Annotated in this window: 6 protein-coding genes; all 6 read left to right on the forward strand. The window is 58.0% G+C overall.

Annotated features, from left to right (window positions below; genetic code table 11):
* Window positions 1-16 precede the first annotated feature (16 nt).
* The 6 genes from IEY46_RS32960 (at window position 17) to IEY46_RS32985 (ending at window position 25,137) form a co-directional block, all read left to right on the forward strand.
* The gene (locus tag IEY46_RS32960) at window positions 17-4,693 is read left to right on the forward strand and encodes a non-ribosomal peptide synthetase (RefSeq protein WP_229750709.1); all 4,677 of its coding nucleotides are present in this window, start codon (window positions 17-19) and stop codon (window positions 4,691-4,693) included.
* Window positions 4,671-7,901, forward strand: a complete 3,231-nt coding sequence (locus IEY46_RS32965; RefSeq protein WP_229750710.1) for a cyclic peptide export ABC transporter — start codon at window positions 4,671-4,673, stop codon at window positions 7,899-7,901. The genes IEY46_RS32960 and IEY46_RS32965 overlap by 23 nt, the downstream gene beginning before the upstream one ends.
* Window positions 7,902-7,913: 12 nt before the next feature.
* Window positions 7,914-20,339, forward strand: a complete 12,426-nt coding sequence (locus tag IEY46_RS32970; protein ID WP_188999694.1) for a non-ribosomal peptide synthetase — start codon at window positions 7,914-7,916, stop codon at window positions 20,337-20,339.
* Window positions 20,340-20,534: 195 nt separating this feature from the next.
* Complete coding sequence (locus IEY46_RS32975; RefSeq protein WP_188999696.1) at window positions 20,535-21,566, forward strand: fatty acid desaturase family protein; 1,032 nt, start codon at window positions 20,535-20,537, stop codon at window positions 21,564-21,566.
* A 141-nt stretch (window positions 21,567-21,707) separates the two neighbouring features.
* Window positions 21,708-23,531 (forward strand): cache domain-containing sensor histidine kinase, encoded by a 1,824-nt coding sequence (locus tag IEY46_RS32980; protein ID WP_229750711.1) that lies wholly within the window; start codon window positions 21,708-21,710, stop codon window positions 23,529-23,531.
* Window positions 23,524-25,137, forward strand: a complete 1,614-nt coding sequence (locus IEY46_RS32985) for a response regulator (RefSeq protein ID WP_188999700.1) — start codon at window positions 23,524-23,526, stop codon at window positions 25,135-25,137. Before IEY46_RS32980 ends, IEY46_RS32985 begins: the two co-directional genes overlap by 8 nt.
* The last annotated feature ends 177 nt before the right edge of the window (window positions 25,138-25,314 follow it).

Below are 25,314 nucleotides of genomic sequence, written 5' to 3' on the forward strand. Positions count from 1 at the left end.
AACGGAGGTGCAGCGCATGAAAGACGTTCGAAATCGTACGGAAACGTATCCGCTTACCCATCCCCAGAAACGAATCTGGTATATGGAGAAAATCAATCCCGGTCAGCCGATGCACAATATCGGCGGCACCGTGCGCATTCAGGGGGAGACCGATTTACATCTGCTGGAAGAGGCGATCCGCCTGTTCGTGCGGGCGAACGAAGGCATCCGGCTCCGTCTGGCCGAATCGGAGCGCGAGGTCAGGCAATATATCGGCGAAGATGAGGATTTTCCGGTTGAAATGTTCGATTTCGGCGATTTTCCGGACGGGGAGGAGCGTTTCGCCGACTGGGTGCGGCGGGAAGCGGCGGCGCCGATGCCGCTCTGCGACAACAGGCTGTATCGTTTCGCCTTGTTCAAATTGCCGGGCGGCGACAGCGGCTATTTCGCCAAGGTTCATCATATCGCCGCCGACGGCTGGTCGATGAATTTGCTGACCGGGCAAATTTTCGACGCGTATTCGCAGCTGTCCCGAGGAGACGTCCCGGAAATCCGGGACGGGCACTCCTATCTCGACTATATCGATCAGGAGCGCTCATACCTGGCGTCCGCCCGCTTTATGAAAAACAAATCGTTCTGGAACGATAAATTCGCTTTGCTGCCGGAACCTGCCGGCAAGTCCGGCATGGAGAGCGGCGAGGGAAGGCGGCGGACGTTCCGGATCGAAAGCGGTCTTGCCGGGCGTATCAAGCGGTTCGCCGAAGAGCGGTCCGTGTCGCCGTATACGTTCTTCGTCGCCATGCATTTCATCTATCTATATATAACGTCGCGGCGGGACGATATCGTCATCGGCCTGCCGCTGTTCAACCGGGCGGGCCGAAAAGAAAAAAACACCGTCGGGATGTTTACGAGCACGATGCCGTTCCGTTTCCGGATCGATTCCAATTTGGCTGTCGACCAGCTGATCTTGGAGTTGGGCCAGGAGCTGACGTTATGCTACTACCATCAGCGGTATCCGTTCGATCTTCTCGTGCGGGACCTGGAGTTGAACAAAAAAGGGTACGGAAGCCTGTTCGACACGTCCGTGAACTACTACAACACGCGGATGATGGACGAGCTTGCCGGCGCGCCGGTCCTGAACGAGGAATTTTATAGCGGAAACCAGCTCTATTCCTATCAGCTTATCATAAGAGAATGGTCCGGATCGGGAGAGCTCCGGCTCGATATGGATTATAAAGTGCGCGATTATACGGAAGAGCGGATCGAGCGGATCTACCGCGGGCTGCTCCATTTGGCGGAGCAGATGATCCGGCAACCCGGGCGTCCGGTCAAGGAGCTCGGCCTGCTTCCCGAAGCGGATTGGAACCGGCGGATCCGCGATTTCAACCAGTCCGCCGCAGATTATCCGCGGGAGAAGACGATTCACCGGCTGTTCGCGGAGCAGGCGGCCGGGACGCCGGATCGTATCGCAATCCGCATGGGCGAGGAGACGCTGAGCTACCGGACCTTGAATGAAAGAGCGAACCGGCTGGCGCATGTACTGATCGGAAAAGGCGTCCGGCGCGGAACGGTCGTCGGGCTGCTCGCCCGGCATTCGATCGAGTCGGTCGTCGGCATTCTCGCCGTATTGAAGGCGGGAGGCGCTTATTTGCCGCTTGATCCGGGGCTGCCGGCGGACCGAATCCGTTACATGCTGCAGGATGCAGAAGCCGGTCTGATTCTGACGAACGTGCCGGAGGGCGAGCGGCCGGACGGAACGCCGCTCCCGGGCGGGATCGTTTCATTGACAGCAGAGAGCGGATATTCGGGCGATCCGTCCGATCCGGGAGAGCGAAGCGGGCCGTCCGATCTTGCCTATATCATCTACACGTCTGGCTCAACCGGCGCGCCGAAAGGCGCCATGATCGAGCAGCGCGGGCTGGTCAACTACATCTGCTGGGCGCGCCGTGCCTATACGGAGGCCGAAGCTGCGGACGTGTTCCCGCTCTACTCGCCGCTCTCCTTCGATCTGACGGTCACCTCGATCTTCACGCCGCTCATCGGCGGCGGGCAGATCGCCGTTTATCCCGAGGGCGCAAGCGAATTCGTGCTGCACCGAATCCTGCGGGACGGAATCGCCACCGTCGTCAAGCTGACGCCCGCGCATCTTTCGCTGCTTCTGGATGCCGACTGCGGCTGCGGCTCGGTTCGCGCCTTCATCGTCGGGGGCGAGGATTTGAAAGCGAATCTCGCGGCGGCCGTCGCGGAGCGCTTCGGCGGCCGTATTCGCATCTTTAACGAATACGGTCCCACGGAGACGGTCGTTGGCTGCATGATCCACCGTTTCGATCCCGCGAAAGATACCGGCGGATCTGTGCCCATCGGTGTGCCGGCGGCCAATACGAGCATCTATGTGCTCGATCCCGACATGAATCCGGTGCCGGACGGCGAAACCGGGGAGCTGTACATTTCCGGAGACGGCGTCGCGCGGGGCTATTTGAACCGACCGGAGCTGACGGAGGAACGGTTTATGGCCGATCCGTTCAACGCCGGCGCGCGGATGTACAGGACGGGCGATCTTGCGAGATTTACGGAAGGCGATGTCGTCGAATATGCCGGAAGAGCCGACAGACAGCTGAAAATCCGCGGATACCGAATCGAGCCTGGCGAAATCGAATCGGTCCTGCTCGGCCGTGCCGGAATCCGGGAGGCGGTGGTGACGGACCGCGTCAGCCGGAGCGGCGGCCGCTATTTATGCGCTTATTATACCGGTGTCGCCGGGCTGACCGAGGCCGAATTGTCGCAATATGTAAGGGACCGCGTTCCGGACTATATGATTCCGGCCCGCTTCGTCGCATTAAGCGCCATTCCGCTGACGATCAACGGCAAGATCGATAAAGCGGCGCTGCCCGATCCCGAGGCGGCGGAGCTGGACCCGGCCGAACGGGAGACCGTTTCAACCGCGGCGGAACGGGCGTTGATCCCGATCGTGGAGGAGCTGCTGAACGCCGCCGGGATAAGCCCCAGCGACAATTTCTACCATCTCGGCGGAGATTCGATCAAAGCGATTCAAATCGCCTCGAGGCTGGCCGGTGAAGGATACCGGATCAAAGTGAAGGACATGCTGGCGTATCCGAGACTTGCGGATATGGCGTTATATATGGAATCTTCGGGGGAAGCAGACGGCGGTTACGAAGCCCCGTCCGAAGGTCCCGTCGGAACGATTCCGGCGGCATCCTGGCTGCTTGCACAGCGATTGCCAGACATGAAGCATTACACGCAGTCTGTGCTGCTGAGTATGCGCGGAGAGCCGGCGTTCACCGTATTGGAGGCGGCTTTCGACGCCGTTGTGCGCCGTCACGACGCCTTCCGCATCAATGTCGGCGCCGGCGGGGGCGAGCTCTATTACAACGAAGCGCCGTTCTTCGTTCCGAACAGGATCAGGGTCGCCGATCTGTCGGACCTGTCCGCCGCCGAAGGACGCAAGCGAATGGCCGCGATCGGCGAGAAGCTGAAAGCAAGCTTCGATCCGGCCGGCGGCATCATGATCAAGGCTTGTCTGTTCCGGCTGGGAGACGGGGAAACGCGGCTGCTGCTGGCCGCCCATCATCTGGCCGTCGACGGAATCTCGTGGCGGATTATTTTCGAAGACATAAGCCAGGCTTATGAGCGGCTGACGCAGGACCGCGCGTCCGCCGAGAGCGCAGCCGGGACTGAAGGGTCTGACGGTTCGAGGGATGCGGGCTTGTCCGGCGGGAAGAGCTTTCATCGCTTTCATGCCTCTATCGGATCGGACAAGTCTAGCGAATATGTCGAGGCGGAACGATTGCGTTCGCTCGCGCAAGAGACGCTGCCTGCGAAGACGGCTTCCATGCAGGCTTGGGCCGCCGGGCTGGAACGATTCGGTCGGGCGCGGGCGATCCGCAGCAAAGCCTACTGGGAGGACGTGCTGGATGGAGCGACCCCTTCATCTTGGAACGATTACGATCGCGGTCCGGACGCAATGAATCAGTGCGAGACGGTAGAGCTTGTGCTGACGGAGGACGAGACGCAGCGGCTCGCGGCCAAGGCGGACGACGCCTACAGGACGAGGGCCGACGAGCTGATGCTGATCGCGCTGGCGCTTACGGTCCGGGAGTTTGCGGGGAGCGGCGACGTCCACTTGGAGCTCGAGCGGCACGGTCGCGAGGAAATCATCGAGGGGCTCGACGTATCGCGCACCGTCGGCTGGTTCACGAGCCTGTTTCCAGTTCGGCTGGCGGTACCCGAAGCCGGTCTGTCCGCGCAAATCAAGGGACTGAAGGATCAGCTGCGGCGAATTCCGAATAACGGGCTTTGCTACGGCGTGCTCAGGCATGTAACCGGCGAATTGGACGGCGATTCCGGCAAGCGCGTGCGGTTCAATTATTTGGGCGACTTTGAAGCTTCCTTTACGGGAGGCATGTTCGGCTATGCGGAAGAATATACCGGGCGCGAAAGCGGGGGATGCAATGAATTGCCTTGCCTGCTGGACATCGTGGCCTTCACGATTGGCGGCAGGCTGCGCTTGTCGGTCACTTACAGCCTGAGCAAATTCAGGCGGGAGACGGCCGGTCGGTTCGCCCGCGATTACAGGGACCGGCTCGGAGCGGTGATTGAGCATTGCTGCGGCAGGGACAGGAGCGAATTTACGGCCGCCGACTTTGAGACGACGAGCCTGTCGGACGACGAGCTTGACCAACTATTTGACGACTGAATCGCGGGCCGAAGCGATTCGCGGATTGGAGTGGAACATGGCGAAGATGACACGGACACGAAATGCCGCCGCTATCCTGCTTGCCGTTGTGCTGCTCGTTCTGACGGCGGCTGTGAATCCTCTTGCCGCCGCCGCGGATTCGGGCGCGGCCGCCGATTTGCCGGACGGGTATGAGAAGCAGCTGGATTCCTGGATCGGAAAGCTGAAGAAAGAGGGCAAAATTCCGGGCCTGTCGGTCGTCGTCGTGAACGGCGCACAGCCGGCGTACAAGAAGAGCTTCGGCTATGCCGATCTGAAATCGAAGACGCCGGTGACGCAGCGGACGCCGTTCGAGATCGGCTCCAACAGCAAGGCGTTCACGGCACTGGCGGTTTACCGGCTTGCCGAAGAGGGCGCGCTCGATTTAAGCAAGACGGTGAGCGATTATCTGCCCTGGTTCAAAATGAAGTACAAGGGCGAATACAGAGGACGGTCCGTCGACGGAGATGTCGACATTACGCTTGAGCAGCTGCTGCATCATACGAGCGGCATTCCGTTCGAGACGATCAAGGACATTCCGGCGGCGGACGATGACGGCGCGCTGGAGCGGACGGTAAGAACGCTGCTGAATCGTCCGCTGGCGTCCTATCCGGGCGAGCGGTTCGAATATGCGACGATCAACTACGATATTTTGGGCCTGATCATCCAGGAAGCGTCGAAGATGAGCTTCGAGGACTATATCCACACCCGTATTCTGCAGCCGCTGGAGCTTGACGAGACCTACTTGGATCGAGCGGAAGCCACAGCGAACGGGATGGCCCAAGGGTACAAAATCGGCTTTCTGCGAACAATGCCTTACGACGCTCCGATGTACCGCGGCAACAAGCCGGCCGGTTATTTCATTTCGAACGCGAACGATATGGAGCGGTGGCTGAACATTCAGATGGAAAACGCCGCCGCGCCGGACGCGGCGATGGCGGAGGCTCTCCGGCAAACGCTCGAGCCGGACCGTTCCGTTGCGCCGGCCGGCGATGGCGGTTCGTATGCGGGCGGCTGGGAGGTCTATCAGCGCGGGAGCGGGGAAATTTCCCATGACGGAAGCAATCCGACCTTCTCCTCCTTCATCGTTTTCCGTCCGCAGGAGGGGCTCGGTGTCGCTGTTCTGGCGAATCTGGACTCGGAATATACGCGCGCCATCGGCCAGGGCGTTATCGATATTTTGCAAGGGAAGAGCCCCGAGAAGAACGCGCGGGATACGTATAAAAGCATCGACGGCTTCGCGTTCGCCGTCATTCTGCTGACGGTTCCGTTTATCGGCGTCGTGCTGTTTTTCATGATCCGGTCTATCCTGCAGCTGATCCGCGGAAACAGAAGGGTGGAGAAGAACGCGAAACGTCGGCTCGGCATACCCGCCCTTTCGCTTGTATTTGCGTTGGCGGCGGCGTACGGACTGTATCGGATTCCGGACGTGCTGTTCTCGGGACTGAGCTGGGAGTTCGTCCGAGTATGGGCACCCGCAAGCCTGCCCGTGGCGGCGCTGGCGGCGCTGTCCGCCGTCGTCCTGTTCGGCCTGTACCTGTCGTTCGCTTCGGTGTTTCCGGAGCATCGGGACCGAAACTTTTTCTCGCTCATCGTCATGAGCATTGCGAGCGGCTTCGGCAACGCCATGATCATCTTCATCGTCAACGAGGCGCTGAACCGGATGGACGGGGAGCAGTCGGGCGGTGAATTGTTCCTCTATTTTGCGCTTGGCATCGCCGTCTACGTGCTCGGCCAAAAATTCGTGCGCACCCGGCTCATCGCGCTGACGAACACGATCATTTACGAGAAAAGGGTCGAGCTGCTGGACAATATTTTGAACACGCCCTATGAAAAAATCGAACGGATGGAAAATGAGAAGATCCAAACGACGCTCAACAACGACACGGAAGCGATCAGCAACCATGCCGCTATTCTGATCACCGGATTGACGGATTCGATTACGCTCATTTGCTGCCTCGTTTACCTAGGCGTGCTGAATGTGTACGGACTGCTTATTTCCATCGCCGTCATGCTCGCCGCGGCGGGACTCTACTACGCGGCCGGCCGTTCGGCCAATAAGCTGTGGGAGCAGACGAGAACGATTCAAAACACGTTCTTCCGCTTTATCAACGATCTCATCGGCGGGTATAAGGAGCTCAGCCTGGGCCGGGCGAAGCGGGACGAGTTCCGGGCGGATATGGAAGGGACGATCGGAGAATACAGAACGAAACGTATCCGCGGCGGCTTGAAATTCGCCAACGTGTTCATTATCGGGGAACTGCTGTTTACGCTCGTGATCGGGGCGGTAGCGTTTCTGTTCCCGCTGCTGTTCGAGAGCGTCCGAAGCGATATTTTGCGAAACTACGTGCTCGTCTTTCTCTATATGACCGGACCGGTCAACAGCATTCTGAACGCGATCCCGCAGGCCGTGCAAATGCAGATCAGCTGGAAGCGGATCAAAACGTTCATCCGGCAGCTCACAGAGCCGGAGGACGGCGGACGGGCGGCGGAAACCGGGCCTGACGTCGCCGGCGATGGATTTGAAATCGAACTTGATGGCGTGGAATACGAATACCGCGGCGACAGCGGCGAGTCGTTCCGTGTCGGCCCGATCGACTGCGTCTTCCGTTCCGGCGAGATCGCCTTTGTAACCGGCGGCAACGGAAGCGGCAAGTCGACGCTGGCGAAGCTGATGACGGGATTGTACGCCTGCGACAAAGGCGAAATCCGGATCAACGGCAGAGCCGTCGGCCAGGAGGAGCTGGGCGAGCTCTACTCCGCGATTTTCAGTGATTATTATTTGTTCGGGAAGCTGTACGGCATCGATTCCGCCTCCAAAAAGGATGAGATCCGGACCTATATGAAGCTGCTGCGCATCGACGAGAAGCTGACCATTCAGGACGGGACGTTCAGCACGACGAAGTTGTCGACGGGTCAGCGCAAGCGGCTGGCGCTGCTGATCAACTATTTGGAGGACAAGCCGGTCTGTCTGTTCGACGAGTGGGCGGCCGATCAGGATCCGGAGTTCAGGCAATTTTTCTACGCGGAGCTGCTGCCCGAATTCAAGTCCAAAGGCAAATGTGTCATCGCCATCACCCATGACGACCGGTATTTTCACGGGGCGGACAAGCTGATCAAGATGGAACAAGGAGAAATTGCGGAAGATACGAGCCGCATCGCCGCAGGATCTCCTGCCCAGGCGAGATAGGAGGAAGTCGAGATGGCCAAATTGGAACGGGAGCTGGTCGAGGATATCGTCGCCCTGACTCCCATGCAGGAGGGAATCCTGTTTCATTATCTGAAGGATCCCGGCAGCGAGGAATATTTCGAGCAGCTCAGTCTGGAAATCGAAGGGGACGTTGACGAGACGTTGTTTGCCGAGGCTTGGCGGCACGTCGCGGAGGGCAATGAGATGCTACGCACCATGTTCCGCTGGGAGAAGGTGAAGGCGCCCGTTCAAATCGTATTGAAGGCGCATCCTTTGCGGCTGCAGGTGCATGATCTTGAGGGCATACAGGCGGATAAGCGCCGCGAAAAGCTGGAAGCGATCCGGGCGAACGACCGGGCGGACAAGTTCGATCTCCGGCAGGTGCCGTTCCGGATTGCGCTGTGCCGGTTGGAGAATGACCGCAGCGAGATGATCATCAGCCATCATCATATTTTATTCGACGGCTGGAGCACCGGCCTTCTTCTGAAGCAATTCATTGACGCATACAGGCGGCTCGGCCGATCGGAGACGGTCGTATTCCCTGCAAGGAAGCGGTTTAAGGATTTTGTCATGACCGTTCAAAATCAGGATAAAGATGAGCAGCAGCGGTATTGGCGGCGTATGTTCGAACGGTTCGAGACGCAGGCTCGGCTGGCTTCGGGAGATTCGGGACCCGGCATCGCGAAGAGCGATGTCCATTATTCGGTTACGCTGGACAAGAATAAGCCGGAAGAGTTCGCAAGACGGAACGAGGTGACGCTCGCCGCGCTTGTTTATGCCGCATGGGGGATCGTGCTGCAGAAAAACGCAAACGCCCGCGACGTCGTATTCGGTACGACCGTATCCGGCAGATCCGCTGCGATTCGGGGAATGGAGGAAGTCGTCGGCTTGTTCATCAACACACTGCCGCTGCGGGTAAGCCGCGATGCGGGCGAATCGGCCGCCGAGCTTGTGCGGAAGGTCCACCGCAGCCTGCTGAACCGGGAGGAGCATGAGCACACGCCGCTCGCCGACATTAAACGGCATGCTGGCATAGACGGCCGGACGGACCTGTTCGATACGATCGTCGTATTCGAGAACTACCCGCTGGACCGTATCGTGACGGCGCGGCGGGAGAGCGAGGACGGCATCGCCTTCCGCTCGTACGCCGCGTTTGAGATGACAAACTACGATCTGACCGTCAGCGTCACGGTGTCGGACGGGATCGAGGTCACCTTCAGCTGCAAGGAGCATGCCTTCAATGCTTCGGCGGTCAAACGGCTTGCGGAGCAGCTGACCGCCGTCATGGAAGACGTCGCCGATCACCCCGGCAAGCGGGTGGAAGAGATCGAGCTTGTGTCCCCCGCCGAGAAGGCGCGGATATTGGGTGAATTCAACGGCATGCGCACACCGTTCCCGGAGCGAGCGGCGGTCAGCCGGCTGTTCGAGGAGCAGGCAGCGAGAACGCCGGAGCTTGCGGCCGCGGTGTATAACGGGCGGACGGTCACCTACCGGGAGCTGGACGCGATGTCGAACAGCCTGGCGCACGAATTGCGCAAGCGGGGCGTGAAGAGTGGGGATGTCGTTGGCATTATGGCGGAGCGGTCCGTCGAGACGACCGCCGCCATAATCGCCGTCCTGAAGGCAGGCGGCGCCTATTTGCCGCTGGACCCGGCGTATCCCGAATCGCGCAAGCAGTATATGCTGGAGGACAGCGGAGCGCGATTGCTGCTGTCCCGGCTGGGGACGCTAGGGGAGGGAGGCGGGAGCGACGAAGTGGACGCTGCGGGCGCGGAAGCCGCCGGATTGCTGGCGGCCGACGGTATCCTGCTGCTGGACGATCCCTCGCTATTCGCCGGCAATACGTCCCCGCTGTCCGCCGACCCCGATCCGGGAGGGCTGTTCGCCGTCTTCTATACGTCGGGAACGACGGGGAAGCCGAAGGGCGTGCAGGTGGAGAACCGAGGCGTCGTCAATATCGCGCTCTGGTTCGGCGACATGTACCACATCGGCAGCGGCATGAATGTGCTGCAGATGACGAACGTTGTGTTCGATCCGAGTATTGAGGAGATATTCGGCACGCTGCTGCACGGGGCGACGCTGCATATTGCCGACAAGAGCCTGATTCTCGACCCGGGGCAGTTCGCCGATTATGTGGACCGGCATCACATCCATCTGATCAACCTCGTTCCGACTTTATTGAAGCAACTGGTCGGCGGGAGGCGGAGGCTGGACAGCCTCCGCACGATCATCTCCGGAGGCGAGCGGCTGGACGATGCGCTTAAGGACGAGCTGACCGGCATGGGCTACGGACTGTACAACCATTACGGACCGACCGAGACGACGGTGGACGCGCTGTTCACCCGCTGCTCGGAACGGAAGGTTTCCCTCGGCAGGCCGATTGCCAACATGAGATGCTATATTCTTGATTGCGACGGCAATCTCGCCCCCACCGGCGTCGTAGGGGAGATCTGCCTGGCCGGGGCCGGCGTGACCCGGGGCTATGCGAACAGCCCGGAGCTGACGGCGGAGAAGTTCACGGACGATCCGTTCGTCCCGGGCGAACGGATGTACCGGACGGGCGACCTCGGAAGGTGGTCGCCGGACGGGGAAGTGGAATTGATCGGCCGGGCTGACCATCAGGTGAAAATAAGAGGGTACCGTATCGAACTTGGCGAAATCCAGAACGTCCTTTTGAAGCATGACCAAATCCGGGATGCCGTCGTGATCGACCGGGATGGCGGCAACGGAAAAAAATCGCTCTGCGCCTATTACGTGTCGGATGACGAGCCGGAGGTCGCAACGTTGAGGGCGTTTCTGTCCAAGAAGCTGCCGGACTTCATGGTTCCGTCCGCTTATGTGCGATTGGAGCGGCTGCCGCTGACCGCGGTCGGGAAAATCGACCGCGGCGCGCTGCCGGCGCCCGATCCGGCCGCGGCCGGAAGCGGCTATGAGGCGCCGCGCAGCGAAACGGAGGCGAAGCTTGCCGGAATATGGGCGTCTGTTCTCGGCGTCGACGAGCAAACCGTCGGCATTCACGACAACTTTTTTGAGCTGGGCGGGGATTCGATTCTGAGCATTCAGATCGCCGGGAAAGCGATGCAGGCGGGCATGGCGATTACGGTGAGCCAAATGTTCAAGCATCAGACGATCGCCGAGCTCGTGGCAGCCGCGGAGCTGACGGAGGCCGGGCACGACGGGAAGCGGGGAGCATCGGAGGAGGAAGCGTCGGGAGAGGTGCCGTTGACGGCGATTCAGCGCTGGTTTTTCGAGCAGAAGCTGGAAAACGTTCATCATTGGAATCAGGCGGTCATGCTGGAAACCCGCCTTGGCCTGAAGCCCGAGCTGCTGCGGGAAAGCTTCCGCGCGCTGACGCGAGCGCACGACGGCTTCCGGCTACGCTTCCACCGGCGCGGCGGACAATGGATTCAGTCTTATGCAGCGGTTGAGGGGGACCATCTGCCTTTCCGGGTTTATGATTTGTCCGGCATGGAGCCGGCGCGGCGCGAAGCCCAGCGGAAGCGGATTTGCTCCGCGCTCCACCGCGGTCTGAACTTGACGGACGGACCGCTGGCGGCGGCGGCTTATTTTGAAAATGGGAACGGGCAGAACGGAACGCTGTTCATAGCGGCTCATCATCTGATCGTGGACGGTTACTCGTGGCGGGTCATTGCAGGCGACATCGGAGATCTGTACGATCAGCTCGAACGAAGCGGGTCGGCGCCGCCGCCGCCGAAGAGCCTCGGCTTCAAGGAATGGTCGGAATACGCGCATGCGTATGCGGCTTCATCCGAGTTATTGGAGAAGCGCGGCTTTTGGCTGGACGCCGCCCCAGCCACCTCCAGGCCGATTCCCGTCGATTTCAAGGACGGCGTGAATGCCGAGCGGGATGCGCGGACGGTATCCGTCGCACTCGCCAAGGAGGAGACGCGCCGGCTGCTGCTTGATATCCATCGGCCGTTCGGCACGAGAATCGACGATATCTTGCTTGCCGCGCTATCCTGCACGCTGGCGGGCTGGTCGGGGGAGACAACGGTCGATCTGGAAGGCCACGGACGGGAGAAGCTGCTGGAGGAGCATGATCTGTCCCGCACGGTCGGATGGTTTACGTCCGTCTTTCCCATCGTTCTAGGCGATGGTGACGTGAAGGGGGATGAGGAGGACGACGGCCGGCCGGCTGGATCTACGGGCACGCTCATCAAGCGGGTGAAGGAGCGGTTTCGCGGCATTCCGCGCGGCGGAATCGGCTACGAGATGCTCCTCTATCTCGCGGAGGAGGAGGTCCGCGCGGTGTTCGCAGCGAGGCCGAGAGCGCAAATCAGCTTCAACTATCTGGGCCAGTTCGACCAGCTGTTCCGAAACGACGCGCTGTTCATTAAGCCGGCAGCCGACCCGGGCGATACCCGGGATCCGGACGGCATCCGCAGCCATCTCATCGATATCGACGCGATCCTATCGGACGGGGAGCTGACCGTCGACTGGAAATACGGCTCTAAGATCCATGAGGAGACGACGATCAAGCGGCTCGCGGACGATTTTATGCGCAACCTGAAGGCGATTATCGCTTATTGCCGGCAAGCGGAGACGCGGCAGTTTACGCCGTCCGATTTTCCGCTCGCTCCGGTCACGCAGGACAAGCTGGACGAATGGTCCTCCCGGTACCGCAATATGGAGGATGCGTTTACGCTGTCGCCCGTGCAGCAAAGTATGATTTTCCATCATGTCTATTCGCCGGATTCCTCCGTCACCGTGGAGCAGACCGTCTATACGATCAAATCCGCGTTGAATATCGAGGCATTTCGGCGCGTATGGCAGACGATTCTGAGCCGCTACGAAAGCTTGCGGGCGTCCTACCATTGGGAGGGGCTGAAGGAGCCGGTGCAGCTCATTCACGGCGGGATCGACATCCCGTTCGAGGTGCTGGATTGGACGGACGCCGCAGAAGCCGAGCGAACCGGAAAGCTGGAGCGATGGATCGAGTCGGACCGCCGGCTCGGTTTCGATCTGTCGAAGCCGCCGCTCATGCGGATTACGGTCGTGAAATGGGCGGAATCCGTTTACGACGTCATCTGGACGCACCACCATCTCCAGCTGGACGGCTGGTGTGTCGGCATTCTGCTGGGCGAGATCGGAACGCTGTACGAAGCGTATTGCGACGGACGGGAAGCGGAGCTTCCCGCCGCTCGGCCGTTCAAGGACTACATCGCCTGGTTCCGCGGCCAGGATTTGCAGCTTGCGGAGCAATTTTGGAAGCGGACGCTCGCCGGATTTCGGACGCCCGTCCGGTTTGCCGATTTGTTTCCGTCGGCGAACGGAGCGGAAGATCGGGCGCAGGCGTTCGGCAAAGCCGAGCAAGACGTTTCGCCGGAGCTGCAGCAAAGGCTTCGCCAATTCTCGCGCAAGCACCACGTCACGCTGAACACGATCGTACAGGGAGCCTGGGCGCTGCTGCTGAACCGCTACGCCGGCGAAACCGACATCGTGTTCGGCACGACGTCGTCGGGCCGTCCGGCCGACCTCGCCGGTTCCGGCTCCATGGTTGGCTGCTTCATGAACACGCTCCCGTTCCGGGTTCTTACGGCTGACGATGCCGGCACGATCCCATGGCTGCAGGACATTCAGCGAAGCAGCGTGGAGATGCGGCAGTACGAATATACGCCGCTCGCCGACATTCGCAGCTGGAGCGACGCGCCGAGAAGCTCGGCTTTGTACGACCTGTACGAAAGCATCGTCATTTTCGAAAACTATCCGTTCGACGAGACGCTAAAGGACGGGCTCGGCTCACTGCGCATCGAGTCGCTGCGCGTGGAAGAGCAGATGGATTATCCGCTGACCGTCTACTGCAATTTGCAGCCGGAGCTGCATTTCAAGCTTCTGTTCGATTGCCGTTATTTGCGCGAGGAGGAGGCCGAGCGGATTCTCGGCCATCTGATGAATCTGATCGAGGGGCTGCTTGCCGGCGGGGAAGCGGCGATCGGCGACATCCCGATGCTATCCGCCGCCGAGCTGCGGGGGCTTGCCCATAACGGCGGCGCGATGGACTACCCGCAGGAGCGGTGCTGGCATGAGCTGTTCGAGGACCGGGCGCGGCTGCAACCGGAGCGTACCGCGGTCATTCAGGAAGACGAGCGGCTGTCGTACGCCGAATTGGATCTTTTATCGAACCGGCTGGCGAACAAGCTGAAGACTTGGGGCGTCGGTCCCGATGTGCCTGTCGGCTTGTATGTCGAACGGTCCATTCCGATGATCGTCGGCATGGTGGCCATTCTGAAGGCGGGCGGCGCCTTCCTGCCGATCGACGCGGACTATCCGGGCGAGCGCGTCGATCTGATGCTGGACGATGCCCGCGTCCCCGTGCTGCTGACCGAGTCCGCGCTGGAAGGTAAAGTTAAGGGAGGCGGATGCCGCATCGTCTGTCTGGATACCGAAGGGGAGGCGCTGATGCGGGAGGCAGGAGACCGTCCGGTTTCCGAGGCGAAGTCCGAAAATCTGGCCTATATCATCTATACGTCCGGCTCAACCGGCAGGCCGAAGGGCGTCATGATGCCGCATGAGGCGGTCGTCAGTCATACCGTCGACATCATCGGCCGGTACGAGCTTACGCCGGAGGACCGCGTCCTGCAATTCTCCTCGATCGGCTTCGATATTTCGCTGGAGCAGGTACTGACGACGCTGGCTGCCGGCGCCGCGCTTGTGCTGCGGGACAAGCATACTTGGACGCCCCGGGAATTTTCGCAGAAATGTGAGGCGTACGGCCTTACGGTGACGAATCTGCCCACCTCCTATTGGAACGAGGTCGTGCAGCTGTGGCACTCCGCCCCGGACATCGTCCCGCATGGAAGGCTGCGGCTGATGGTCGTCGGCGGGGAACGAATGCTGCCGGAGAGGGTCGCGCAGTGGAATCGGCTGCCGGGCGGCCGGATCGGGCTGCTCAACGCATACGGCCCGGCGGAGACGGCGATGACGAGTACGCTGTACTCGGCTTCCTCCGAAAGCTCCGCAGCGGACGCGGAACGCGCAAGCACGCCCGTCGGCAAGCCGCTTGCCAACCGGCGGATTTATATCGTGGACGAGCGCATGCGGCCGGTTCCGGCGGGCATTAAGGGCGAGATCTGCATCGCCGGCATTCCGCTGGCGCGCGGTTATTTGAACAATCCGGGGCTGACGGAAGAAAAGTTTGGGAAGGATCCGTTCTTTGGCGGATACGGAAGCCGGCTTTACCGGACCGGCGATTTGGGCAGGATGCTGGATGACGGGAATTTCGAGGTGCTCGGGCGGAAGGACGAGCAGACGAAAATCCGCGGCCACCGCATTGAGATCGGCGAGATCGAAAGCGTGCTGAACCGGTGCGAGCTCGTGCGCAGCGGCGTGGTCGTCGTCAAAACAAGCGCTTCGGCGGAAAACGATCTTGCCGCCTTCTACGTCGCTTCCGGGACGGAGGGGAACGACCCATCCGGCATCCGGGAATTTATGCGCGGCAGTCTTCCAGCTTACATGGTCCCGTCGTTTATCGTGCCGATGGATCGGCTTTCGCTCAATCCGAACGGAAAAATCGACCGCAAGGCGCTCGCCGCTCTTGAAATGGGGGTGGATCCGACCGAGCAATATGAAGGGCCGGAAAACGGCATTCAGGCCAAGCTGATCGCGATATGGGAACAAATACTCGGAGTCGGCGGCATCGGCATTCATCATCATTTCTTTGAGCTCGGGGGCCAATCGCTGAAAGCGATCAAGCTCATTTCCGAAATTCAACGGGAATTTGCGGCCGAGCTGTCGCTTGCCAACGTGTTCGAAGCGCCGACGATCAAGCAATTTTCGGCATTGATCGAACGCACGGAACAGATGCGGGACGGTTCGCCGGACGAATATGCGGCGGCCGCGATAGAAGTCGGGCCGGCTGGCGAGCTCGCGCATCTGTCGGATAAGCGGACGCTTCCGGCTATCGAACCGGCGGTGGAGAAGGAGCGCTACGGCGTCTCACCGGCACAGCGAAGACTGTTTATCGTCAACAAGCTTGCGGGCGCAACGACCAGCTATAACATTCCCGGCGCGGTGCTGCTGGAAGGCGATCTCGATGCCGCGCGGCTGGAACGGGCTTTCCGGGCGCTCGTTGAGCGGCACGAGGCGCTCCGCACCTCTTTCGAGCAGGAAGGGGACGCCATTTACCAGCGCATTCACCGGCAGGCGGAATTGAAAGTTTCCCATCTTCGCGCCGCCGAAAGCGAGCTGGAGCGTGTGTTCGAGCGGTTCGTGCAGCCGTTCGATCTGGCGCGCGCACCGCTGCTCAGAACTGCACTGGTCAAGGTGACGCCCGTGAAATGGCTGCTTATGTACGACATGCACCATATCGTATCGGACGGGCTGTCTGTTGCCATTCTGATCCGTGATTTTGCCCGGCTGTATGCAGGCGAGATACTGCCGGCGCCGCCGGTCCGCTATCGGGATTACGCCGAATGGCAGAACGGCCGGTTGAATGCCGGGGAGTTCCGGAAACAGGAGGAATTTTGGGTCCGCGAATTCTCGGCGGAAATCCCGCTGCTGGACTTGCCGACCGACAGGCCGAGGCTGCAGGAGGCGACAAACGAGGGAGGTCAGGTCCGGTTCGAGCTGGACGGCCGTCTCGGTTCCGGGCTGAACGCGCTGGCGCGCGGGCAAGGCGTGACCCTGTATGCGGTGCTGTTGGCGGCTTTTAACATCCTGCTGCATAAGCATTCCGGCCAGGAGGATATCGTGGTCGGCAGCCCCGTTGCGGGCAGACGGTCTTCCGATTTGGATGCCGTCGTCGGGATGTTTGTGAGCACGGTAGCGCTGCGGAATTTCCCCGAACCGGGCAAATCGCTGGGCGAGTTCGTGAAGGAAACGGCGGCCCGTTCACTGGAAGCGCTGGACCGTCAGGACTACCCGTTCGAGGCGCTGGTCGAGAAATTGCAGCCCGACAGGGCGCTGAACCGCCATCCGTTGTTCGACGTCATGTTTGCTTTTGAAAATGTTGATCTGGCGCAGGCGCGGGTCGACGGCGTCGACATTACACCCTATGAACCGGAAGGCAGCAATGCCAAATTCGATCTCGAGCTGAAGGCAACCGAAAAGAACGGCGGTCTGCGGCTTGTGCTTGAATATAGAACCGAGCTGTTCGACCGGGAAACGATCGGCCGGATGGCGGAGCATCTGATCTCGATACTGGAAGCGATGGCGGCGGACTTGACGGTTCCGATCGGAGAGCTCGAGTTGTTAACCGCGGAGGAGAAGCGGCTGCTGGCGCGGCTCAACGAAACCTCGGTACCGTATACGAAAGAGCGCACGATCAAGCGGCTGCTCGAAGAGCAGGCGGAGAAAAGCGCCGGCCGCACGGCCGCCACGTCCGGACGGGATGCCCTGACGTACAAGGCGCTGAACGAAAAGGCGAACCGGCTCGCCAAACGTCTGATCGAAGCGGGAGCCGGCCCGGGCAAGGCGTTCGGCATCCTGGCGGAGCCGTCGCTCGACATGATTGTCGGCCTATGGGCGGCCATTAAAAGCGGTGCCGCTTACGTTCCCGTCGATCCCGAATTTCCGGAGGAACGGATTCGGTTCATGCTGGTGGACAGCGGCGTGATCGGACTGCTCTGCCAGCCGCACTTACAGGCGTCTGCCGATTATCGAGGCGCAATCATTCCGCTCGATCAGGCCGCGCTGCCGCCCGGGGACGAAGAAAATCCGGCGGATAACGGGTCGTCCGACGATCCGGTCTACATCGTGTACACATCGGGGACGACCGGCGTTCCGAAGGGGGTGCCCGTCAAGCACCGCAGTCTGATCAATTACTGCGCATGGTTCACCCGAACGGCGGCGATTACCGCCGGCGACCGGACGATGCTGCTGTCGTCCTTCGCATTCGACCTGGGCTATACAAGCTTATATTCGTCGCTGCTGAACGGAGGCGAGCTGCATCTGGCCGCAAAGGCGGATTATGCCGATCCCGGCAAGCTGTTGGAGATGCTGCGCCGCCGCCGGATCAGCTATATCAAGCTGACGCCGTCGCTGTTCGGCCTGCTCACGGGCAGTCCGTCCTTCGCGGAGCATGCCGATCTCGTGGAATTGAGATTGGTCGTGCTCGGGGGCGAGGAGCTTAAGCCCAACGATGTCCTGAAGTTCCACAGCCGCTTCCCGAACGCGGCGCTGATGAATCACTACGGGCCGACGGAAACGACCATCGGGGCGATCGCCCGTCCAATCACGTTCGATCGCGGGGATGCGCCGCTCAAAGGCTCCATCATCGGCAGGCCGATCGACAATATGAAGGTCTTTCTGCTCGATGCGCGGCTGAAGCCGGTCCCGGTCGGCGCCGTCGGGGAAATCTGCATTGCCGGGGACGGACTGGCGGATGGTTATTTAAATGAAACCGGGCCGACGGCCGGCAAGTTCGTCGAAGCCGCGGTTTCCGGAACCGGCAGCGACCGCTTGTACCGGACCGGCGACCTTGGCCGATTGACGGCGGACGGCGAGATCGAATTTCTCGGAAGAGCCGACAATCAATTGAAAATACGCGGCTACCGGGTGGAGCCGGAGGAAGCGGCCGCCGTGCTGCGGAATCATGGTTCGGTCGCGGACGCGGCTGTCATCGTCAGGAAGACTGCGCAGAACGACCCGATATTGTGCGCGTATGTGGTGCCGGGGGAGGATGCGGATCTAGTGGAGCTGAGAGCGTATGCCGCAAGCAGGCTCCCGCATTATATGGTGCCTGCCGCGATGATTCGGGTGGACGGCATCCCGCTGACGCCGAACGGCAAAATCGATGCCAAGGCGCTCCCCGATCCGTCGGACGCACCGGGCAAGGACGGTGGATACGAGCCGCCTGAAGGGCCGGTCGAACGGAGGATGGCAGAGCTTTGGGAAAAGGTGCTCGAACGCGCCGGCGTCGGCGCGCAGGATTCGTTCTTCGAGCTGGGCGGACATTCGTTAAAGGCGATGCTGCTGGCGGCCGACATTCAGCGGGTGTTTCGTGTGGCGATACCGCTGCGGGATATTTTCAAAGCCCCGACCGTGCGAGCGATGGCCCGCTATGTGACGGAAGCGCCGGAAAACATCCATTCATCACTTCAGCCGCTGCCCGAAAGGAACGTTTACGAGCTTTCCTCCGCCCAGCGAAGACTGTATACGCTCGATCAAATCGAAGGAATCGGCACCAGCTACAATATGCCGAGGGCGACACTGCTGGAAGGCAAGCTCGATCCGGATCGGCTGAAGCGGGCGTTCAGCGAAATCGTGCAGCGGCACGAGGCGTTCCGCACCTCCTTCGAGATCGCGGACGGCGAGCCGGTGCAGCGGATTCACGACCACGCGGACGTCGATATTCCATATTGGGACGGCAGCGAGGATGCCGATCTCGATCCGGAGCGCGGGTTGACCGGCAGGGCGGAGAGGCTTTTCGAGGCATTCATCCGTCCGTTCGATCTCGGCAAAGCGCCTCTGTTCCGAGTCGGAATCGTCGCCTTGGGCAAGGATCGGCATGTGCTGCTGACCGATATGCACCATATCGTTTCGGACGGTTATTCAGTCGGCATTCTGGTGCGTGAATTCGTGAAGCTCTATGCAGGCGAAGGCGGCGAATTGCCGGAAATGACGCTGCAGTACAAAGATTTCGCCGCTTGGCAGAACGGTTTCGTGAAGACGGAAGCGGCCGAGCGTCAGCTGCGGTATTGGGCGGAAAAGCTGTCCGGTGAGCTGCCCGTCCTGAATCTGCCGACTGACTTTCCGCGTCCGGCACTGCAAAGCTTTGAAGGCGCAAGCATCCGGTTCTCCGCCGAACGCGGGCTCCGGGATCGGCTGGAACGGCTCGCGCGTGAATCCGGCGGAACGCTGTACATGGTTCTGCTGGCGGCTTACAGCACCCTGCTGTCCAAACTCTCTGCCCAGCAGGATCTGATTGTCGGCGCGCCCGTTCTGGGCCGGACGCATGCGGAGTTGCAAAGCATCATCGGCATGTTCGTCAGCACGCTTGCCATCCGCTGCCGTCCGCAGGGCGATCGGACCTTTGCCGGGCTGCTTGCGGAGGTGAAGACGAGCTTGCTTGAAGCGTACGACAATCAGGACGTGCAGTTCGACTTGCTGCTGGAACGGCTGCAATTCAAGCGGGATCCCGGCCGTAATCCGGTATTCGGCACGATGCTGGCGCTTCAGGAGGCTCCGCAGAACGAACGGAACGCCGGAGAAATGAAGCTGAATCCGGTAAGCTACGGAAAACGCGATTCGAAATTCGATCTGTCGCTGTTCGCGCAGCCGGACGAGAGCGGCATTCATTTCGAATACGAATATGCGACCAAGCTGTTTACGCAGGAGACAATGTCGAAAATGGCGGACGATTTTCTGGCCGTTCTGGACGCTGTCAGCCGTGATCCGGACATTGCGCTGCACGACATTGAAATCGGCGGCCTAGCCGACGACAGGGCTGATATGGATAATGTCACGTTCCATTTCTGAATCATAGCAACGCCTCCGAAATCCGCGATGGATGCGGATTTCGGAGGCATTGTCGTATGAGGATGTCCCAAAAGTCGATAGATGGGACATCCTTTTTTCATTTCTTTAGACAGTTGAGTTAGGAAAACAATGAATGAATGACTCTTTAGTATTACAAAAGTTAAATATATAAATATAGACAGGAGTGTCTATACAATGAGCTTGGTAGTGAGTGAGCAAAAGATTTTAAAGGAGAAAGATAATAATGACTCACATCAAATCGAGATCGAGTACTATAAAGGACATCAGTTTTCAAAAAATCTGCTTCGTGAAATTAGGGCCTTACAAGAAAAAAATAACTGGTATAACTTTTTCTCATTAGCGTTAGATTGGCTTTTAATAGCTATGGCAATTGTAATAACACAAGTATATTCGAATATTATCGTATATATATTATCTATTATTCTAATAGGCGGTCGTATGCGCGGATTAGATAATTTGATGCATGAGTCAAGTCATAAAATGTTATTTAAAAATCAAACACTTAATAAGTGGATGGCTTCAATTTTTATCGCTCTTCCTGTAGCTACAAACTACAATTCATACTGTAGTTCACATTATAAGCATCACAAATACTTGTGGACAGATGAAGACCCCGATACCTCGGAACTAAAACGATTAGGATTGGGAAGTAACGCAATAACAAAAAGGCAATTCGTACTGAGATATATATTTGGCTCATTTCTGATAAAACACATTATTAAAAATATAATCGATTGTATCACTAGGTTAGTTTCTAAAGATCAGCAAACCAATTTCGAGTATTTCATCAAGTTGAGCGGCTGGATTATAATAGTATCTGTTTCTGTGTTATTTAATTTTTGGCAGGAACTTTTACTATTCTGGTTTGTTCCTTTAGTTACAGTATTCCCTATTATCCGCTTTTGGTCTGACTTGGCAGATCATTCTGGACTAGAAGATTCCAATCCATTTCACTCCAGCAGAAACAATTACGGAAGTTGGCTTGAAAGACTCATCTTGACTTCGCATCATGATAACTATCACATTGCCCATCACTTATTTCCTGCTATTCCTCATTTTAATCTTAAAAAAGCACATATAATGCTTTTAAAGCACCCGCAGTATGCAAAGGCTAGTCATTGTACTGGTTTTTTTAATACTTTTCTTCCAGGTTTTAAATCGGTTATTTCGGATGTGGTAAGAAAGATGAATAAAAACAGATACTGAGCATAATCGCAGCCATTTTCTTATTAGGGGCCAACCACCGGTTGGCCCTATTCTATGGGCGTTCAACAGGATACTCATTGCTCTTCGCCGGAAGGTGAGGTTACAATGTGGGTAATTGGATGAATGAAAGGTGAATGGGAAATGGTGAATTGGAAGCGGCTGAAACAAACCTTATCGCAGCATACGATCAAGAGCAGGCTGACGATCTATCTGATCGCCTTTTCAGTTATTCCGTTGACCTTTGTAAGTATCTTTCTCTATAATGAAACCTCTGATATCGTCCAGTCGCAGGCCGAGAAATATGCCCAAACCGTCTTGTCGCAGACGACAAGCAATATCAACCAGTTGATGGACGATGTAACGGGTGCGAGTGTAAGGCTGGTCACCGATCCGAATATTCAGAATGAGGATTCGCTTGGCCTGAGCGGATTTGAGCAAAAAATGCATAACCGTGCGGTTGCCAATCTCATGACCAGCGTCATGATGAGCCAGCCGGAGATTTCCTCCATGTATCTGTGCATGGACAATGGCAGCATCATTACGCCCAATCCCATCAATCTTACGCTTGATGCCGATTGTAAGCGCTATAATTCCTATCAGCAGGCCTGGAACAATAATTTGAAGCCCCTGTGGCTGGGAATGCATGAGAATGAATTTGATGAAGGCACGGTATCGAGGAACCGTTATGTGATGACACTGGCACGAGCGGTGTACAGCTTTGATACTTACAAGCCGCTTGGCGTGCTGATTATCAACATTTCGGATGAAACGATCAAGAATATGTTCCAGGACGGTTTTGACGGCGAGCCCGGCATTTTCTATGTCACCAACCCGCAGAAGAATGTGATCTACATGAAAGAGCCCTCCCGTTATGAGACGCAGCTGACTAAACCTTATCTGGATCAGGTGCTGCAGATGAAAGCCCAGGGCGGTTTTGTCTGGAAAAACGACCAGGAGCTGAAATATATCCGGTATGCTTATTCCACCAAGTCGGACTGGATCTATATCGCCGAGCTCCCGATTGATTATATCACCCGCAATTCGGATGTGATTCTGAAAGCGATGATCGTTGTGGTGTCGGTCTGTTTCCTGCTCTCGATGATTATTGCCTATATGCTGGCCAACCGCATTACCTTCCCGATCAAAAATCTGATCGCCTCCATGAGGCGGAGCAAGGATGGCGATTTCAGCCGGACCATAGAGCTGCAGAGCATGAACGAAATCGGCATTTTGACGCAAAATTATAATAACATGATCCATGAAATCCGAAACCTGCTGGATCAATTGGAGAAAGAAAACGTCATGAAACGCCAGGCGGAGCTGGAAACGCTGCAGGCCCAGATCACGCCGCATTTTCTCTACAACTCGCTCAATTCCATAACCTCTATGGCGCGCATTCACAATAATGAGCCGATTTACCGGACATCGACCAGCCTGATCGGTCTGCTGCAGCTGAGCATCAGCAAGAATACGGTGTATATTACAATCGCGGAGGAGCTGCAGATGGTCAGGCATTATATGGAGCTGCAAAACATCCGCTATCAGGATAAGATCAAGCTTCTATTCGAGGTCGAAGACGAGCTGCTGGAATGTCTGACAGTCAAGCTGGTCCTCCAGCCGCTGGTGGAAAACTCGATCCTGCACGGGCTCGATTTGAAGCAAAAAGGCGGCATTATCGTCGTCCGCGTGTTCCGTCTTCATGGGGATATCTGCCTGCAGGTGGAAGATAACGGTAAAGGGATGGAACAGGCGCGGCTGGGGCATCTGCTCTTGGTCCAATCGCAATCCGGAGGGCCGCGATTCAGCCGCATCGGTCTGCGCAATGTGGATGAGCGGATCAAAATCCATTACGGCGACAGCTACGGAATCAGCTTCGAGAGCGTACCGGGCGCAAGCTTTGTGAATACCATCCGCATCCCCATGCAGGTTAACAATCATCCTCAGGAGGCTTTGGCAAATGGTTAAAGTGATGATCGTAGACGACGAATATTATGTCCGAATGGATGTCAGGACCCTCATTCCATGGGAGCAAAAAGGCTTCCAGCTAACCGAGGATGCGGTGGACGGGCAGGATGCCCTGCAAAAAATCAGCGAGCTGGGCCCTGACATCGTCCTGCTGGATATCAGCATGCCGGGCATGGATGGCATTACGCTGCTGGGGCGGCTGCGCGAGCAGGGATTTGCGGGAAAAATCATCGTGCTCAGCTGCCACGACGATTTCAGCCATGTGAAGGAGGCGCTGCTCCTGGGTGCCCAGGATTATTTGCTCAAGCATAATCTTGCGCCGGATATGCTGGAGAAGGCGCTGGATAGTGTGGTTCGCAAGCTTGAAGAGGAGCGGCAGGAAACCGAGCAGCTGTACAAGTGGAAAGCTGCCGCCGCCGATTCGCAGCAGATGTACCGCAGAAACTTTCTGCAGCAGATGCTTCAAGGCTACATGACCCAGCCGGAACCGATCCGGGAGAAGCTGAAGGAGCTCGAGCTGACCTTCCCAACTGCTTACGGCGTTGTGATGGTCATGCAAATTCATGATGCCGCGCAGGAGAAAGAGCGGCGCGGAAGCCGTGCCTTCGATCAGGTGAAAACCCGTCTGGAAGAGCGCATCAATACGGCTTTTATCGATCCTTCCACAGGCTACTGCTGCGAGAACGGGGAAGGGCAGTTTGTTTTTCTTCTCGGCTTCGCAGAGATGCCAAGCTTCCTGTATTTGCAGAATCTGCTGTATGCCTTGTCCAGCGGCGTACGGGGCCTCCTGCAAAACGACTATCAGCTGCAGGCATCGATAGGCATCAGCAGGCATTGTGAAGCGATCGGAGAGATTGCCGATTATTACCGGCAGGCACAGGAAGCGCTGGCAGGCGTGTTTTTTCTGGGGAAAGGGCGGGTCATACATTATTCCGAGATCACCGACTATGTGAACCGGCCGACGGCAGGATTCAAGGAGGTGGAGCTGCAGCTGCTGGCGGCAGTCAAGGAGGGAGGACGGATTCCCGCGCTGATTGGGGACATCCATGAGGATCTGATGCGGCAGAAGGTTTCCATGGAGGCGATGAGGAACATCCATTTCGAGTTTGTTTCCTTCATCAAGAAGCTGCAGCGCGACCATGGCATTGCGGATCAGGAGCTGTTCGGGGGCGGGGCCTCGCCGTATGAAGTGATCAACCAGATGGAGACCGGAGAAGAAATCCGGCTTTATATCACCGGTATTCTGGAGCTGGCAAGCGGCATTATAACCTCCCGTTCTCAGCGCAAGCTCCGCAAGGAGATCGCCACGGCCATTGCGTATATGCAGGAGCATTACCGCGACAATCTCTCTCTGGAAATTCTGGCTGCCCATATTAATATGAACAGTGCTTATTTCTCCAACCTGTTCAAGAAGGAGACGGATGAGAACTTCGTTGCTTTCCTGCAGAAAATCAGGATCGAGAAAGCCAAGCAGCTGCTGACCGGCACGCAGGATAAAGTCTATGATATCGCTGCGCAGGTCGGGATCGATAATTACCACTATTTCTGCAAAACCTTCAAGCAGCTGACGGGCATGACGCCGGTGCAGTACCGCCTCCTGGGGTAACCGGGCTTTATATGCTCCTTCATCATCTTCATCCGATTAGCCAGCGGATGGAGATTTTTTTGTCCCGATTTGGACCTGCCGGAGCTGCGGCTGCCGCGGTTTTACAAAAAATGTGCAAGAATTCTAGAAATAATGCATAAAGCCGCTGTAAAAATGACAATGTTCTCTAGAACCTGT

The organism is Paenibacillus nasutitermitis (assembly GCF_014641075.1).
GTDB lineage: Bacteria > Bacillota > Bacilli > Paenibacillales > Paenibacillaceae > Paenibacillus_Z > Paenibacillus_Z nasutitermitis.

Excerpts from the sequence above, each read along its gene's own strand:
- IEY46_RS32960 (WP_229750709.1), top strand. The coding sequence starts at position 17 with ATGAAAGACGTTCGAAATCGTACGGAAACGTATCCGCTTACCCATCCC.
- IEY46_RS32970 (WP_188999694.1), top strand. The coding sequence starts at position 7,914 with ATGGCCAAATTGGAACGGGAGCTGGTCGAGGATATCGTCGCCCTGACT.
- IEY46_RS32975 (WP_188999696.1), top strand. The coding sequence starts at position 20,535 with ATGAGCTTGGTAGTGAGTGAGCAAAAGATTTTAAAGGAGAAAGATAAT.
- IEY46_RS32985 (WP_188999700.1), top strand. The coding sequence starts at position 23,524 with ATGGTTAAAGTGATGATCGTAGACGACGAATATTATGTCCGAATGGAT.
- IEY46_RS32980 (WP_229750711.1), top strand. The coding sequence starts at position 21,708 with ATGGTGAATTGGAAGCGGCTGAAACAAACCTTATCGCAGCATACGATC.